This window comes from Pantoea sp. A4 (assembly GCF_000295955.2).
GTDB classification, from domain to species: domain Bacteria; phylum Pseudomonadota; class Gammaproteobacteria; order Enterobacterales; family Enterobacteriaceae; genus Pantoea; species Pantoea multigeneris.
In genome coordinates this window covers 130,230-146,566 of record NZ_ALXE01000022.1, presented here as the reverse complement: position 1 = coordinate 146,566, position 16,337 = coordinate 130,230, and the positions used below count along the sequence as shown (strand labels likewise).

Sequence of the window (16,337 nt, the reverse complement as noted above, 5' to 3'; positions counted from 1 at the left end):
TTTACTTACTCCACTATGTCTTCTCTCTCTTCAAAGCAAGATGGATTACCCGTCCCACAGCGTTACGGTGCCATTCTGACCATTGCGTTGGGCATCACTATGGCGGTACTGGATGGCGTCATTGCTAACGTGGCCTTACCGACCATTGCGCGTGACCTGAATGCCAGCCCGGCAGAATCGATTTGGATTGTTAACGCTTACCAAATCGCGATTGTGATTTCGCTGCTAACCCTTTCTTTTCTGGGCGACATGCTCGGTTACCGCCGCGTGTATCAGGTTGGCCTTGGCCTGTTTATTGCCACTTCGCTATTTTGTGCGCTCTCCAGCACGCTGGATGTCCTCACCGTCGCCCGTATCTTGCAAGGGTTTGGCGGCGCAGCGCTGATGAGCGTGAATACGGCCCTGATACGCATTATTTATCCGCAGCGCTACCTCGGGCGAGGCATGGCAATTAACTCATTAATTGTTGCCGTGTCTACCGCTGCCGGGCCGACTGTCGCAGCCGCTATTCTCTCTGTGGCGAGCTGGCAGTGGCTGTTTTTAATTAACGTGCCGATTGGCATTGTCGCCCTGTGGCTGGCGCTGCGTTTTCTGCCGGATAATCCACAAAAAGCGCAAAAACAGAAATTTGATCCCCTTAGTGCGGTGATGAATGCGCTGTTCTTTGGCCTGCTGATTTCGGCGTTGAGTGGGTTCTCTCAAGGGCAGTCCGGGATGCTGGTGGGGGCAGAAATCATTGCCTTTGTGATTGTCGGGTGGGTGTTTATTCGTCGCCAGCTTACTCTGCCGGTGCCCCTGTTACCGGTTGATCTGCTGCGTATTCCTATTTTCAGCCTGTCACTGTGCACGTCCATTTGCTCGTTCTGCGCCCAAATGCTGGCGATGGTGTCCCTGCCGTTCTTCCTGCAAAACGGGCTAGGCCGTGACGAGGTGGCAACAGGGCTTCTGCTAACGCCCTGGCCGCTGGCAACCATGGCATTTGCGCCCATCGCCGGTAGGCTGATTGGCCGCGTACACAGCGGGCTGTTAGGCGGTTTGGGGCTGGCGATGTTTGCGGCAGGCCTGTTCCTGCTTGCCCTCTTGCCACACAACCCTTCAAGTATTGATATCGTCTGGCGTATGGCGCTCTGCGGCGCAGGTTTTGGTCTGTTTCAGTCGCCAAACAACCATACGATTATCAGCTCGGCACCCCGCCAGCGCAGCGGTGGTGCCAGCGGAATGCTGGGGACCGCACGCCTGTTGGGACAAAGCAGTGGCGCCGCGCTGGTTGCGTTGATGTTTAATCTGTTCAATACCCATGGCACCCATGCGGCACTGATTCTGGCTGGGGTTTTTGCCAGTGTCGCAGCGGTGGTGAGCATGTCGCGCATGACGCAGGAACGCCCTGTCTGACCTGATTGCAGCGATAAAAAAAGCGCCACTTGTGGCGCTTTTTGTGTTTCAGAACGGCGTTATTTCAGATACTGGCCGCTGCGTAACGCTTCAATGCGTTTATCCAACGGCGGATGCGACATAAAAAGTTCGGTCAGCGACTTGTTCTTGCCGTTGATACAGAATGCCATCATGTTACCTGGCTCCTGCGGTTCGTAGCTGGTTTTCAACCGCTGTAACGCTGCAATCATCTTCTCACGGCCGACAAGACGCGCTGAACCGGCATCTGCGTGGAACTCACGGTGGCGCGAGAACCACATGGTGATGACGCTGGCAAGAATACCGAAGACCAGTTCCAGTACGGTGGCTACGGCAAAATAGACCAGCGGGTTACCGTTGCTGTTCTCTTCACCGTCGCGGTTGCCCGACATAAAGCCTGCTGCAATCTGTGCCAGGATACGTGAAATAAAGATCACAAAGGTATTCACGATCCCCTGGATCAGCGTCATCGTTACCATGTCGCCATTGGCGATGTGGCTGATTTCGTGCGCCAGCACGGCTTCGGCTTCATCACGGTTCATGTTTTGCAACAGCCCGGTAGAAACCGCAACCAGCGAGGCATCACGACGAGCGCCAGTAGCAAAGGCATTAATATCCGGGGCGTGATAAATCGCCACCTGCGGCATTTTAAATCCGGCCTGCTGCGACTGGCGGGCCACCGTATCCATCAACCAGCGCTCGGTTTCGTTACGCGGTTGTTCAATCACTTCACCGCCCACCGAACGTAGCGCCATCCATTTAGACATCAGCAGTGAAACAAACGCACCGCCGAAGCCAAACAGGCCTGCCATAATCATCAGGCCCTGAACACTGCTTGACTGTATTCCTGTCAGGCTGAGAATCAGCCCGAAAACCAACATCACAGCCAGGTTGGTTAGCAGGAAAAGAGCAATACGCATCATAAACGTTAATCTTCCTCAGTAGTTCACGCGATTATACGCGGATACATATCCTAAGAGCATTGTCGTGCTTTTCAAGCGACCTTAACGTTTAAGTGCCTAAAAAGACATAACTTTACACTCAGAAGTGTCCTGGTATTTTTCCGCCTCGCGTGACGTATAAATTTACCTCAAGTATGACACAGGCAAAAAAAAAGCACCGCCGAGGCGATGCTTTTCTCTCATGAGACAGATTACTTGTCTGTGGCTGCCGCAGCTTCAGGCTGAGCCGTTTCAAGCTGCGCCAGGTCATTGGCAATCTTCACCGTTTCATCAAGATACGGGTCCGGCTCTTTGTAATCTTTCGGCAACGCATCCAGACTCTTCAGTGGCGCTTTGCCTTCTGCCTGATAACGGGCATTGATGCGTTCCAGACGCAGCGCATCATCTTCCTGATTCTCTTTCTGACGCTGGGCCAGGTTGAGGGAAACGATGTTCAGCTTGTCTTTGATCGCATCGTAGCGCGCGATATCTTTCATGATGTACTGGAATTCACGATCTTTGGCGATACGCTCATCGTGATCTTTCACCAGCGCCGGGATATACGGTTTGATGTCACCGGTTTTGGTGTAGCTGGCAGCCGTGATGCTGTCCCACGGCAGAGCGTTGTCTTCGAACTTCTCGCCCGTTTTCGCCGCTTCTACCCCAGTCGGCATAATCAGGTCCGGCGTGACGCCTTTGCGCTGAGTACTGCCGCCATTGATGCGGTAGAATTTCTGAATGGTGTACTGCACCGAGCCCAGGGCTGGCCATTCAGGACGCAGCATCTGATCGTAGATGCGGTTAAGCGAACGGTATTGCTGTACGGTGCCTTTACCAAAGGTCGGCTCGCCAACAATCAGCGCACGGCCATAGTCCTGCATCGCGGCCGCGAAGATCTCAGACGCCGAAGCACTGAAACGGTCAACCAGCACCACCAGCGGGCCTTTGTAGTAGACAATGCCGTCGTTGTCGCTGTCCTGACGGATACGACCATTGTTATCGCGCACCTGCACCACTGGGCCGCTCGGAATGAACAGACCAGACAATCCTACCGCTTCGGTTAACGCACCGCCGCCGTTGGTACGCAAGTCAATCACAATGCTGTCGACGTTTTGCTTCTGCAGTTTTTGCAGCTGAACTTTTACGTCATCCGTTAAACCTACGTAGAAGCCAGGAATATCCAGCACGCCGACTTTTTGTTTGCCAACGTTATGGACAGACATCTGCACTGCGCGGTCTTCCAGACGGATTTTTTCACGCGTCAGCGTGACGATGCGGGTTTTGGAGCCTTTGCCCGCAGGCAAAATTTCCAGACGCACTTTGCTGCCTTTCGGGCCTTTGATTTTGTCGACCACGTCATCAAGACGCCAGCCAATCACATCTTCAATAGGTTTGCCCGGCTGACCCACACCGACGATACGATCGCCAACGGTGATGGTTTTGCTTTTCGCCGCTGGACCGCCAGCCACCATGGAGTTAATCACGGTGTAGTCGTCGTCCATTTGCAGAACCGCACCGATTCCCTCCAGCGAGAGGCTCATTTCAGTGTTGAACTGATCGGTACTGCGTGGCGAGAGGTAGTTGGTATGCGGATCAATTTCATGCGCAAACGCATTCATCGCCAACTGGAACACATCTTCGCTGGTGCTTTGCGTAAGACGGCGGATGGCAAAGTTATAGCGCTTGGTCAGGATATCGCGGATTTCCTGCTCGCTCTTGCCGGTCAGTTTCAGGTTCAGTTCGTCATAGGTGACGCGAGCCTGCCACAAGGCATTCAGCTCTGCCTCATCTTTCGGCCAGGGGGCTTTAGCGCGATCGATGTCGATAGTGGCATTGCTGGAGAAATTCATTGGTTGGCTCAGCACGCTCAGGGCGTACTGATAGCGCTCAAAACGGCGTTTCTGCGAAAGATTGTATAAATCGTAGAACACGTCCAGTTTGCCACTGCGATACTCATCGCCCAGAGTGCCTTTCTTATCGGCAAATTGCGCGACGTCTGAAGCGAGGAAAACGTTGTGATTGTAATCCAGCATATTCAGATAGCGATCAAAGATGCGCGCCGAGAAAGTGGCATCGAGATCAAACTGGCGATAGTGAGAGCGCGTGAAGCGTGAAGTGACACGTTCGCTGACCGTGGGGTCCTGCGCATCTTCGTGGATCTGGGGAATCTGGTTCGCGCGCGTAATCTGGGTTTCCGCGCCGAAAGTTGGGCCTGCTAACAGCAGGCCCGCGATCATACCGATCTTAAAAAAGGTGTTCATGCCGCGATCAGCCTCCGTATCAGAACTGCAAATGTTCTGCGCGTACAATCATTGCCATGCCAGATGCGAGTTGCACCCGAACACCGTCTTTTGAAACTTCAAGGACGGTAGCATCCATTGCACCTTTACCCGCTGTAACTTTAATATTTTGACCGGGTTGCAAAGTTGAGGTGTCAGTGATTGGCTTAGGCCGCTCCGCACGTGGAGCCGGTTTACGCGCTGGTGCACTGTCACGCTGCGTTTTAGCACGTGGTTGACGTGGTGCGTCTGGATTAGCCGGGCGGCGCGGTGCAGGTTTTGCTGGACGACGTTCGCCCTCTTCACCTGCGGCTTCGCGTTTTGCCGCTTTCTGCTGATCACGCTGTGCCTGCACGCGAGCTTTCGCTTCTTCTAACTGTTTGCGCGCATGCTCAACATGCTGCTCATCCAGAACGCCACAGGCGTTGCCATCCAGGTCAACACGGATTGCACCGGCTTTAACGCCGTAAAGGTAACGCCAGCTAGAGGTATAAAGGCGCAAAGCGGAACGCAACTGCGTCTTGCTCAGGCTCATTTCACCCTGAACACGCTCGACCAGATCCTGGAAGATCCCGATTTTCAGAGGACGGGCTTCGCCTTCAGCGCTAAAGCATTGCGGAAAACGTTCCGCAAGAAAGGCAATCACTTCTTTACTACTGTTCAACTTAGGTTGATTTTCCATGAAATTTCCTGATTACAACGGGTTTGCCGACCGGAGCTGGCATGAACAGGCGACATTATAATGACACGCCCGATAAATGCTATGTGTTCCAGTCGATTAGCTGCGCGTCAGCTGAATAAATTTTTCGAGGTCGCTGTTCGCCAGCACTTCACAAAGCCCATCAGTCAGTTCGACCAGCCCCGCTTCATCTTCTTCGTTGAAGCGGTTAAACACGGTACTGTCGATGTCCAGCACACCGATCCACTGACCGTTAACCTTCAGTGGAATAACGATTTCTGCATTGCTTGCCGCGTCACAGGCGATATGCCCAGGGAAGGCATGAACATCATCGACGCGCTGTACGCGCTCTTCGGCAATGGCGGTACCACACACGCCTTTGCCGACAGGAATGCGCACACAGGCAATTTTCCCCTGGAAGGGGCCGAGTACCAGCGTGTCTGCTTCCGTCAGCAGATAAAAACCGACCCAGTTCAAACCATCGAGACGTTCGTAGACCAGCGCGCTGAAGTTACCCAGTGCGGCCAGGAAGGCAGTTTCACCAGAGAGTAACGCCCGCATGTCGCGGTTCAAATCCGCATAAAAATCAGTTTTGTTCATTATTCAACCATAACCAGTATCAAAAGAGGCCTTGCTCTCTTCGCCTGTTAAAAATAAGCACTAAAAATCCAGGGCAACAAGGTGAATCAATCCGTTAGTTACTATACCCTTATCTGTCTATGGCCCAGAAAGCCGAGCACCAGTTGCAACGTCGCTTCATTATGGATTGTGGCTGATGTAAACCAGAATCCGTCACGAGCAATGGGCTGAGATCGCACTCTTTATGAAAATTCAAGCCATCACCGAAGCGTTGCCCCCCGCACGTTATCAGCGTTGCCCGCAATGCGATACCCTTTTTTCCTTACCGGATGTTAAATCCCATCAGTCCTGCTACTGTCCACGCTGCCAGGCAAAGATTTCCAGCGGCCGTGACTGGTCGATGACCGGGCTAACCGCCATGGCCGTGGCAATGATCGTGTTGATGCCGTTCGCCTTTTCCCTGCCGCTGGTGGATATTCGCCTGTTAGGTCAACGCATTAACGCCAGTGTCATTGAAGGTATCATTCAAATGACACAACAGGGCAATGTGCTGACCGCCTCAATGGTGGCATTTTGTGCGGTGGGTGCCCCGGTTACGCTGGTCGCCTCGATTCTCTATCTGTGGCTGGGTGAACGGCTGGGCATGAACCTGCGCCCGGTGTTGCTGATGCTGGATAAGCTCAAAGAGTGGGTGATGCTGGATATCTATCTGGTGGGTGTCGCCATTGCCTCGATCAAAGTCCAGGACTACGCCGATTTGGATGCCGGCTATGGGCTGGTTGCGTTTATTGCCCTCACCTTACTGAGCCTGCTGACGCTGATTCATCTCAACGTGGAACAACTTTGGGAGCGTTTTTACCCGCAGGCGCCCGCCAACGTACCGGTGGAAAAGCTTCAGGTGTGCCTTAATTGTCATCATACCAGCATCCCGGACGATCGCGGCCGTTGTCCGCGCTGCCATACCCCGTTGGATTTTCGCCGCCGACACAGTCTGCAAAAATCCTGGGCGGCCCTGATCGCGTCCATTGTGCTACTGATCCCGGCGAATCTGATGCCCATCTCGATCGTGTATGTCAACGGCGCTCGCCGCGATGACACTATCCTCTCGGGTATTCTTTCGCTGGCTAACGGCAACGTACCCGTTGCCGCTGTGGTCTTTATTGCCAGTATTCTGGTGCCGTTTACCAAAGTACTGGTGATGCTGACGCTGTTAATCAGCATTCATTTCCGCTGTGAACAGGGGTTAAAAACCCGCATCCGACTTCTGCGCGTGGTGACCTGGGTGGGACGCTGGTCAATGCTGGATCTGTTTGTCATTTCGCTTACCATGTCGCTGGTTAACCGTGACCAGCTACTGGCTTTTACCATGGGACCTGCTGCGTTTTACTTTGGCTCAGCAGTGATCCTGACGATTCTGGCTGTTGAATGGCTTGACAGCCGACTGATTTGGGATGCACATGCAACAGGAAACGCCGACTACACCGACTAGCGCTAACGTGCGCAATAAGCGTAAGGTTTCGCCCTTCTGGCTGCTGCCTGTGATTGCGATGCTTATCGCAGGCTGGCTGCTCTGGACTAATTACCAGGATCGCGGAACGGTGATAACCATCAACTTCCAGACCGCGGACGGCATTGTGCCGGGCCGCACCCCGATTCGCTATCAGGGGGTGGAAGTGGGCACGGTGCAAGGCATTGTGCTGAGTGATGACTATCGCAGCATTCAGATCAAGGCCAGTATTAAGAGCGATATGCGTGAGGCGCTGCGCGACAATACCCAGTTCTGGCTGGTCACACCGAAAGCGTCTTTGGCGGGGGTCTCCGGGCTGGACGCGCTGGTGGGCGGTAACTACATCGGTATGATGCCCGGTAAAGGTAACCCGCGTGAAACCTTCACCGCGCTGGATACCCAGCCGAAGTATCGCGTGAATACCGGTGAGCTGCTGGTGCACCTACACGCCCCGGATTTGGGATCGCTCAATACCGGTTCTCTGGTGTACTACCGTAAGATTCCGGTGGGCCGCGTCTATGACTACAGCATCAACAACGGCAGCAACGGTGTGACGGTGGATGTGCTGGTTGATCGCCGCTTTACTAACCTGGTGAAGAGCAACAGCCGTTTCTGGAACGTCTCCGGGCTGAATGCCGATGTCAGTCTGAGCGGCGCTAAAGTCCAGCTGGAGAGCCTGTCGGCGCTGGTCAATGGGGCGATTGCCTTTGACTCCCCCTCTGATGGCCAGCCTGCCAAGGCGGATCAAAACTACACGCTCTACCCTGATCTCTCCCATAGCCAGCGCGGGGTGAACATTACCCTCGATCTGCCAAATGGTAATAATCTCAAAGCGGGACGCACGCCACTGCTCTATCAGGGGCTGGAAGTGGGCACCTTGACCAAACTCAATCTGTTACCGGGCGGTAAAGTCAGCGGTGAATTGACAATTGATCCTTCCGTCACCGACTTAATGCGTAGCGGTACGCGCATTGAAATGCACAGCCCGAAAATCAGCCTGACGGATACCAGCCTCAGCAGCCTGCTAACCGGGAACACGCTGGTACTGGTGCCCGGCGAAGGCCCGGCGCAGGACCACTTTACGGTGCTGGCAGCAGATGAATCATTATTGCAGCAGCCGGATGTGTTGACGGTTAAACTCACCGCGCCAGACAGCTTCGGTATTGATGCCGGACAACCGCTGATGCTGCACGGGATGCAAATTGGGCAGGTTATTTCCCGCGAACTGGCGGCAGATGGCATTCACTTCGTGGTCGCGGTTCAGTCGCAATATCGCCAGTTGGTCCATGGCGACAGTAAATTTATCGTTAACAGCCGCCTGAATGTGAAATTTGGCCTCGATGGCATGCAGGTGCTCGGTGCCAGCGCCAGCGAATGGGTCAACGGCGGCATCCGCCTTGATCCCGGCAGCCTCGGTGGCAGCAAAGCCGAATATCCGCTGTACGCCGATGCCGAAAAAGCGCAGGAAGGCATTACTGGCGATAAGCCTGGCACTACGCTGATGCTGACCGCAGCCAGCCTGCCAGATGTGCAGGCCGGTTCTGTGGTGCTGTACCGTAAATTTGAGGTGGGTGAAGTGGTGAACGTCACGCCACGGGCAGATGCCTTTGATATCGCGGTGCATATCCGCCCTGAGTACCGTAAATTACTGACCTCAGAGAGCGTATTCTGGGCTGAAGGCGGAGCCAAAGTGCAGCTCAACGGCAGCGGCCTGACGGTTCAGGCCTCGCCCATTAACCGGGCATTACGCGGTGCCATCAGTTTTGACAACCTCAAAGGTGCCCAGGTCGCGCGCAATGCCAAACGGGTGCTCTACTCCTCGGAAACCGCTGCGCGTGCGGTGGGCAGCCAGATTACGCTGCACACCTATGACGGCAGCAAACTCTCTGCCGGAATGCCGATTCGTTATCTGGGTATCAACGTGGGCCAGGTCGAATCCCTGGCGCTCAGCAGCGATAACAACCAGGTGATTGCCAAAGCCGTGCTGTATCCCGAATACGTGCAGGACTTTGCCCGCAGTGGCAGCAGCTTCTCCGTGGTGGCACCCGAGATCTCGCCGACGGGAGTGAATCATCTGGAGAGCCTGTTACAGCCGTACGTGAATGTCGACCCAGGTAAGGGCGGACAGGAACGTAACTTCTATCTTCAGGAGAGCACCATCACCGATGCGCGCTACCTGAACGGGCTGAATATCTATGTGGATGCTACCGAAGCCGGATCGCTTTCGCTGGGTACGCCAGTGCTGTTCCGTGGCGTGGAAGTCGGAACTGTCACCGGGACGTCACTGGGCAACATGGCGGACCGGGTGCAGGTTGCGTTGCGTATCAGCAAGAAGTATCAGCATCTGGTGCGTAACAACTCGGTGTTCTGGCTGGCGTCCGGTTACGACCTTAACTTTGGTCTGATTGGCGGCGTGGTGAAAACCGGGACATTCCAGCAGTTCATCCGTGGCGGCATTCAGTTTGCAACGCCGCCGACAGTGCCGCTGGCACCACAGGCTTCGCCGAATAAGCACTTCCTGTTGCAGGATGAAGCACCGAAAGAGTGGCGCAGTTGGGGCACCGCCATCCCCGATCCGCATCAAAACTGATCCTTCCTGATGTTCCCGGGCAGATTCTCTGCCCGGGCGTTAGCTGACATGATAAACTTGCCGCCTTTGTCCTGACTGGAACCTTGCTGTGGCTGATTCGTCTTTACGCTTTCCCCCTGATTTCCTCACCCTGATGCGTCAGGCTCTGCCTGATGAGGCTGAATTCGCACGTTTTAACGCCATTTGCTTCCAGCCTTTACGCCGCAGCTTACGTATCAATACGTTGAAGATCAGCGTAGTGGACTTCTTAGCACAAACCGCCCATTACGGCTGGCGTTTAACCCCGATTCCGTGGTGTGCAGAAGGCTTCTGGATCGAGCGTGAAGATGAGAGCCTGCCATTAGGCAGCGTGGCTGAACACCTCTCCGGGCTGTTCTATATTCAGGAAGCCAGCTCCATGTTACCGGTCAGCGCACTGTTTGCCAGTTGCCCTGAACCCACTCAGGTAATGGATATGGCGGCCGCGCCTGGCTCTAAAACCACCCAGATTGCGGCAAAGATGAATAACCAGGGGCTGATTGTGGCCAATGAGTACTCCGCCAGTCGGGTGAAAGTGTTACATGCCAACATCAGCCGCTGCGGCGTCAGTAACTGCGCGTTAACCCATTTTGACGCCCGCGTTTTTGGCGCAGCGTTACCGCAACAGTTTGATGCCATTCTGCTGGATGCCCCCTGCTCCGGTGAAGGCGTGATGCGTAAAGATCAGGATGCATTAAAAAACTGGTCGCTGGAGAGCACGCACGAGATTGCAGCCACGCAGCGCGATCTGATCGCCAGCGCATTCCACGCTTTAAAACCGGGTGGCACGTTAATTTACTCAACCTGTACGCTGAATCAGATTGAAAATCAGCAGGTTGTCGCCTGGCTGCTGGCTGAATACCCCGATGCCGTGAGCATCGAACCGCTGGATGACCTGTTCACCGGCGCGGAAAAAGCCGTGACGCCGGAAGGCTTCCTGCACGTCTTCCCACAGCTGTTCGACAGTGAAGGTTTCTTCGTCGCGCGGTTACGTAAAACGGCGGAAGTCGCGGCTCTCCCCGCGCCAACGTATAAGCTGGGCAAACTGCCTTTCTTCCCGGCAACGCGCAAATTGCAGGCGGAAGTTTACGCTGCCGCCAAACAGGTCGGTCTCGCCTGGCCAGACAACTTAGCGCTGTGGGAGCGGGATAAAGAGCTGTGGTTGTTCCCACGGGAAGCCGAGCCGTTGCTGAACAAAGTCCGTTTTTCCCGTATTGGTCTGCGGTTAGCGGAAACCTTCGCGAAGGGATACCGCTGGCAGCATGAAGCGGTTGTGGCGCTGGCATCGGGCAGTGCGGACAACTGTTATGGCCTGACCGAAGCAGAAGCGGAAGAGTGGTTCCGTGGACGCGATATCCACCCGGAGAACACGCCTCCGCTGGATGAAATGGTGGTAACGCTGCATCAGCAGCCGTTAGGGTTGGCAAAACGCGTTAACAGCCGCATTAAAAACAGCTATCCGCGTGAATTAGTGCGCGATGGACGACTCTTCCGCTGACCTTTACTGCAGCTGTTCCAGCGTCAGGCCGTTGCCAAAAACTGCGCCAGTATCGATGTAATGCAAATTGGCGCGATGCAGCGGCCGCTGGAGCGGCGTATGGCCAAAGTAAAAAGCCTGCGCCCCGGCTATCCCCTCACCCTCTCCCTGCATCAGATGGTTAATGCGATTGCGTCCCCACATCACCTGCTGCCAGTCGAGTTCGTGTTCCCATGCATAGTGGCTGGCGGGATAATCCGCATGAGCAATCACCACGATGTCATTTTCACGTTGCAGGTGCAGCACCAGCGGTAATTCAGCACAGCGTTTCAGGGCATGCCGCGTACTGATCAAGGCACTGCCCTGCAGTTGCCAGAACCACTCGCCCCCGTTCATCATCCAGTGCAAAATTTCGTTGTGGTTAATCGCTGCCAGCGCCATCTCTTCATGATTCCCCCGCACTGCACGGAACCAAGGCTGTTGCAGTAATTCCAGGCAGCCTGGGCTGTCTGGCCCGCGATCAATCAGGTCACCTACCGAAATCAGCAGATCTTCATCTGTATCAAAATGTCTGGCCTGAAGTGCGGCATCAAGCTGTGCACGACAGCCGTGAAGGTCACCGACCACCCAAATATGTCGCCAGTTTTCTCCCCGCAGAAATTGATAATTCATATCCGATCCCGTGATTATCGCAGTCGGTAACGAGATCAAGTATAGAAGATCGTCGCCTTGTTTACCGGGCGTTACAGCCCCTGAAGGCATAATTCCGTTCCACATCGGGACAAGGCTTGTAACGCTTTGTTTTGGCGCAGTCATACACTGCAATAACCAATCGTTATACTTAGCCTTCAAACGTAACCGCACTCAATGCCGGTACAACATTCGGTTTCGGGAGAACAAACCATGTGGATTGCCATTATCGGCGGTGTGATTGCACTGTGTGCTTTCATCTTATGGCGAATCCTACGCTCGGCTGCCCAGGACGTTAACAGCGACTATTAACCTTGCACAACATGTGGTAAAGCTAATTCTCATTTGCTAAACAGGATGTTGAATTTGCTATGCTGCAGCTCCCTACCCCTCCCTATTACGCGGTGATTTTTACCTCAACGCGCACCGAAACCGATGAAGGCTATGGCGACATGGCACAGCAAATGGTGCAGTTGGCCCAGCAACAGCCGGGGTTCCTTGGTGTGGAATCAGCGCGTGAAACCCTCGGCATTACCGTTTCTTACTGGCAGACAGTGGAAGATATTCAGAATTGGAAAAAAAACGCTGCCCATCTTATGGCGCAGCGTCTTGGCAGGGAAAAATGGTACCAGAGCTTCACCACCCGAATTTGCCGGGTGGAACGATGTTATGGTTTTGATGCCACCGAATAGCTCAGGTTAATCGGTGCGTCAGGCAGGTGGGTAAACGTACGAATGATGTAGTGATAATCCGCCAGCGGATCGACATCGGCCATCTGCTGCGGGTAAAACGCTTTGCTCAGCAACTCCAGCCCAACAATGTTGTAAGGATGGTTATAGAAATGGTGATAGAGGCCAAAGACGTGGCCCTGTTTCACCGCAGGGACCTCTTTCACCCCATTACGCTGGCTTAGGCGTTCAAAGGTGGCTTTGATGGCGCTGCTGTCGGTGTTGTAGCCAAATGGCAGGACACCGCTGCCTTTGCCGCCGCGCTTAGAACCGGTCATGATGTAGAAATCCGGGTTCAGGCTGATAATCTTTTCAGGCGAAATAAAGCCCACGGCACCTGGCAGCAGTTCAGAACCGATATTTTTCCCCCCTGCGGCTTCGACCAAACCACCCCAACCGCTGTGGGAATGGGTGAAGCAGCAGGCATCTTCAGTAATCCCGGCGATCGGTTCGATAAACACCAGCGGTTTTTTACTCGCCTGTTCGGCGGTCTGGGTAATCCGCTGCAGATGCTGGTCATAGTAGTCAGCATAGGCGTTGGCATTCGCTTCCTGATTCAGGACTTTGCCTAACAGGCGGATACTGGCCGCAGTATCTTTCACCGCGTGCAGTTCATCATCCACGAACAGCACCGGAATTTTCAGCGCCGCCAGTTGGCGTAACACACCGGTTTGCTCCAGCGCAGGTTTAGCACGCAGCTGAGCAATCATCAGGTCTGGATGGCGGGCAATCACCGTTTCCAGATTGACCTCACCCTGGTCGGAGAAGCCCATATCAAGGATTTTTTCCGCTTCCGGCCATTTTTTGCGCAGCAGATCCCAGGTTTCACTGTCCTGCTTTTTCGGCAAGTTATTCCAGGCCACCACGCGCTTGAACGGGTCATCACGATCCAGCAGCGCCAGGCTAAGAATATCGCGCCCATCCTGCAAAATAATCCGTTGTGGCTCGTGCTCAATAGTCACCTGATGTTGGTCAATATCGGTGACGGTGAGGGGATAGGTCGTGGCGGAAGCCAGTGCAGGCAGCGCGGCGGTCAATGCCAGGGCAAGCGAGGTCAGCAGGTGTTTTGCTTTCATAAGTGGTTAAGATCTACATGAGAAGGAAATGATAATTATTACGCTCAATACTAAACGGCGAGACAATGGCTCACAGATAACCCGCCGTCACACTCAGATGACGGCGGTATCTGTTACTCTTCGTCTGAAGGGAACAGGTCTTTAACCGCCTGCTCGTTGCTTGCCTTGTGCGCAGCTTCACCGGGCACTTTCGGCGGTTCTGGCGGAGAGTCACCATTGATTTTTAATTCACCGCCGTTAGTGGTGATGTTGCCGTTGCCGTCCACGCGCAAATTAAAGGCTTTACCATAAAGATTGAAAGTACCATCCGGCGTCATCTCCAGCACGCTATCGCCACACTGCAGACGCAGCCCAGCACTGGAGCCGATCACATGAACACCGACACTCTCATCTAAGCGATTGCCGCCAGTCAGGTGCGTATCATCGCCCTGTACGGCTTCCTTTCTGTTGGATGCAATACGCCATAGCGCATCACCCGCGACGAAGTGGGATTCATTGCCCCCCACACCCCGGCTGGAGTTCTGCTTAACGTTGACGTCCATGTCGCGTTCGGCCTGCACCCACAGCTGCTCTTCGCCTTTCTTATCCTCAAAGCGCAACGCATTGGCATTTTCCGGCGTGCCATCTTTACTGCGGCTCAGGAAGCCCATCTGCGTGGCTGCGGCTGGCAGCGCCCACGGCGGCATTTTCGCGTCGTTATAGACGCGTCCGGTAATGATTGGGCGGTCGGGATCGCCGTTGACAAAATCCACCACTACCTCATCCTGCACGCGGGGAATTTGAATCCCACCGAAGCCCTGACCAGCCCAGGCACTGGAAACACGCACCCAGCATGAACTGGTATCATCTTCTTTGCCCAGGCGGTCCCAGTGGAATTTCACCTTTACCCGGCCATATTGATCGGTCCAGATTGACTGGCCTTCCGGCCCCATGACGCGAGCCGTCTGCGGACCATGGGTGCGCGGCCATGGCGTGCGCTGTGCCGGGCGGAACTGGGTCTCCGCCGGGATCACGACAAAATCGATGCGGTGTACGCTTTCCGCATTACCGCTGCTGTAGCTGTTCTCCTGGAACTGATAGCGTGCGCTCATCACCAGATAGTTTCCGGCATCACTGGCAAACGGCGGTGTGGTTAACTCAAACGTGCAGCCCGGCACAACACCCAGCGCTGTCGCCGTGGCATCAACCCGCTGATGCTCAGCCTGCCACTCCTCCTGACGGACCTGCGCGTAATGCTCTGCGTGTGAGTGATCGACAAAGTGGCCCGGCCATTCGTAATAATCGATGTTGCCTGGCTGTGGTGATACGGGGTTCTGTCGCGCTTGCAGCATCCACGCATACGGTTTGCGGAAGTCGTAGTCATCCGTGCTGTACAGCCCTGGGGTTACCCGTTCAGAGATCGCCCACTGGCCAATACCCTGCTCGCTGGTTGAACCGCCGGAGGGCGTGGCGTGATAAGCAATGGTTTCATAGCCGGTGAACGTTTTGTGTGTGGCGGGCGCATCCACCAGCACCAGCGTGTGTTTGTCCGCGCTGTGTTCAAAGAAGTAGTAAATACCCTCCAGCTCCATCAGCCGTGAGATGAAGTCATAGCTCGACTCCTGATACTGCACACAGTATTCCCACACGCGGTAGCTACCGGTCAGTCGGTCTTCCAGATTGACGCCATAGTCGCGCAGCACGCTGGCAACGATGTCCGGCACGCGCTGATTCTGGAAAATGCGCTGGTTGCGGTCTCGCTTCAGCGGCCACAAATCGGACTCCACCTCAAGCTGATAGTGTACATAGCGCGCACCATTGACGTCCGCGCTGTTGACACGTATTCCAGTCACCTTGCCGTTAAGATAACGCGTGGGGTTTTGCAGGTTCTGCGTCGGGATATTGATGGTGACCGGCTTGCCCAGCAGCGTGCTCCGGTCAATCCGGGCCTCGGTACTGAGCAGGCTCAGCGAGAAAGTAAAGGAGCGGGAGACGATTTCATCGCCCTGCAATTGCCAGAATAACAGGGATTCAGCCCCTGTCGGCAGCGTGGCACTAATGCGATCGAACATGATCTTTATTCATCCTGAATAGAGTGGCGTATCTGCGCTTTAACTGATGACTTTCGTCAGAAAATGGCTCAAAGGTGCAAAGTTTGCATGTACCTATGTTAACTTTTTGCTCAACCGGGTGACAAGCCTGAAAGGCCTGCTCTGCGCGGCGCGACAAGCAAAAACACCTATTTTCAAAGAGTTATTTGCGCATTTTATCGTCTGAGTTTGCAAGACATCTCGTCTGGAATGCCCCGGTAAGCGGCACGGGTCAGATTGGGCGTTTTTGCCCAGGACAGATTCTGGCCTCTGAAGGGAAAACCCCGGTCTGGC

The 16,337-nt window shown here is 54.6% G+C and carries 12 protein-coding genes; 5 read left to right on the top strand and 7 right to left on the bottom strand.

Going from position 1 to position 16,337, the window contains the following annotated elements:
• Positions 1 to 15 precede the first annotated feature (15 nt).
• Positions 16 to 1,392 (top strand): MFS transporter, encoded by a 1,377-nt coding sequence (locus B880_RS0109635; RefSeq protein ID WP_017347193.1) that lies wholly within the window; start codon positions 16 to 18, stop codon positions 1,390 to 1,392.
• Between the two features lie 59 nt (positions 1,393 to 1,451).
• Here B880_RS0109635 and htpX read toward each other — a convergent pair whose 3' ends face one another.
• From htpX to B880_RS0109615, 4 genes are all read right to left on the bottom strand, one after another.
• Positions 1,452 to 2,333, bottom strand: a complete 882-nt coding sequence (gene htpX, locus B880_RS0109630) for a protease HtpX (RefSeq protein ID WP_017347192.1) — start codon at positions 2,331 to 2,333, stop codon at positions 1,452 to 1,454.
• A gap of 230 nt (positions 2,334 to 2,563) precedes the next feature.
• On the bottom strand, positions 2,564 to 4,612 hold the full coding sequence (prc, locus tag B880_RS0109625) for a carboxy terminal-processing peptidase (protein WP_017347191.1): 2,049 nt from the start codon (positions 4,610 to 4,612) through the stop codon (positions 2,564 to 2,566).
• A 19-nt stretch (positions 4,613 to 4,631) separates the two neighbouring features.
• Entirely contained in the window at positions 4,632 to 5,312 is a 681-nt protein-coding gene (proQ, locus tag B880_RS0109620; RefSeq protein WP_017347190.1) for an RNA chaperone ProQ, read from the bottom strand.
• Positions 5,313 to 5,408: 96 nt separating this feature from the next.
• The gene (locus tag B880_RS0109615; RefSeq protein WP_017347189.1) at positions 5,409 to 5,909 is read right to left on the bottom strand and encodes a GAF domain-containing protein; all 501 of its coding nucleotides are present in this window, start codon (positions 5,907 to 5,909) and stop codon (positions 5,409 to 5,411) included.
• A gap of 223 nt (positions 5,910 to 6,132) precedes the next feature.
• Between B880_RS0109615 and yebS the strand changes: the two genes are divergently transcribed.
• The 3 genes from yebS to rsmF all read left to right on the top strand — a co-directional run bounded on the left by yebS (position 6,133) and on the right by rsmF (position 11,501).
• A complete protein-coding gene (gene yebS / locus B880_RS0109610; RefSeq protein WP_017347188.1) occupies positions 6,133 to 7,377 on the top strand; it encodes a membrane integrity lipid transport subunit YebS in 1,245 nt (414 codons plus the stop codon).
• Complete coding sequence (locus B880_RS0109605; protein WP_026042531.1) at positions 7,346 to 9,985, top strand: PqiB family protein; 2,640 nt, start codon at positions 7,346 to 7,348, stop codon at positions 9,983 to 9,985. The genes yebS and B880_RS0109605 overlap by 32 nt, the downstream gene beginning before the upstream one ends.
• Positions 9,986 to 10,073: 88 nt before the next feature.
• Complete coding sequence (gene rsmF / locus B880_RS0109600) at positions 10,074 to 11,501, top strand: 16S rRNA (cytosine(1407)-C(5))-methyltransferase RsmF (RefSeq protein ID WP_017347186.1); 1,428 nt, start codon at positions 10,074 to 10,076, stop codon at positions 11,499 to 11,501.
• Between the two features lie 3 nt (positions 11,502 to 11,504).
• Here the strand turns inward: rsmF and B880_RS0109595 are convergent, their stop codons facing one another.
• Positions 11,505 to 12,152 (bottom strand): metallophosphoesterase, encoded by a 648-nt coding sequence (locus tag B880_RS0109595; protein ID WP_017347185.1) that lies wholly within the window; start codon positions 12,150 to 12,152, stop codon positions 11,505 to 11,507.
• 389 nt (positions 12,153 to 12,541) lie between these two features.
• Between B880_RS0109595 and B880_RS0109585 the strand changes: the two genes are divergently transcribed.
• A complete protein-coding gene (locus tag B880_RS0109585) occupies positions 12,542 to 12,862 on the top strand; it encodes an antibiotic biosynthesis monooxygenase family protein (protein WP_017347183.1) in 321 nt (106 codons plus the stop codon).
• Here the strand turns inward: B880_RS0109585 and B880_RS0109580 are convergent.
• Complete coding sequence (locus tag B880_RS0109580; protein ID WP_017347182.1) at positions 12,838 to 13,974, bottom strand: ABC transporter substrate-binding protein; 1,137 nt, start codon at positions 13,972 to 13,974, stop codon at positions 12,838 to 12,840. The two genes, B880_RS0109585 and B880_RS0109580, sit on opposite strands and share 25 nt — an antisense overlap.
• Before the next feature lie 113 nt (positions 13,975 to 14,087).
• Positions 14,088 to 16,025, bottom strand: a complete 1,938-nt coding sequence (locus B880_RS0109575) for a type VI secretion system Vgr family protein (protein WP_017347181.1) — start codon at positions 16,023 to 16,025, stop codon at positions 14,088 to 14,090.
• Positions 16,026 to 16,337: the final 312 nt, after the last annotated feature.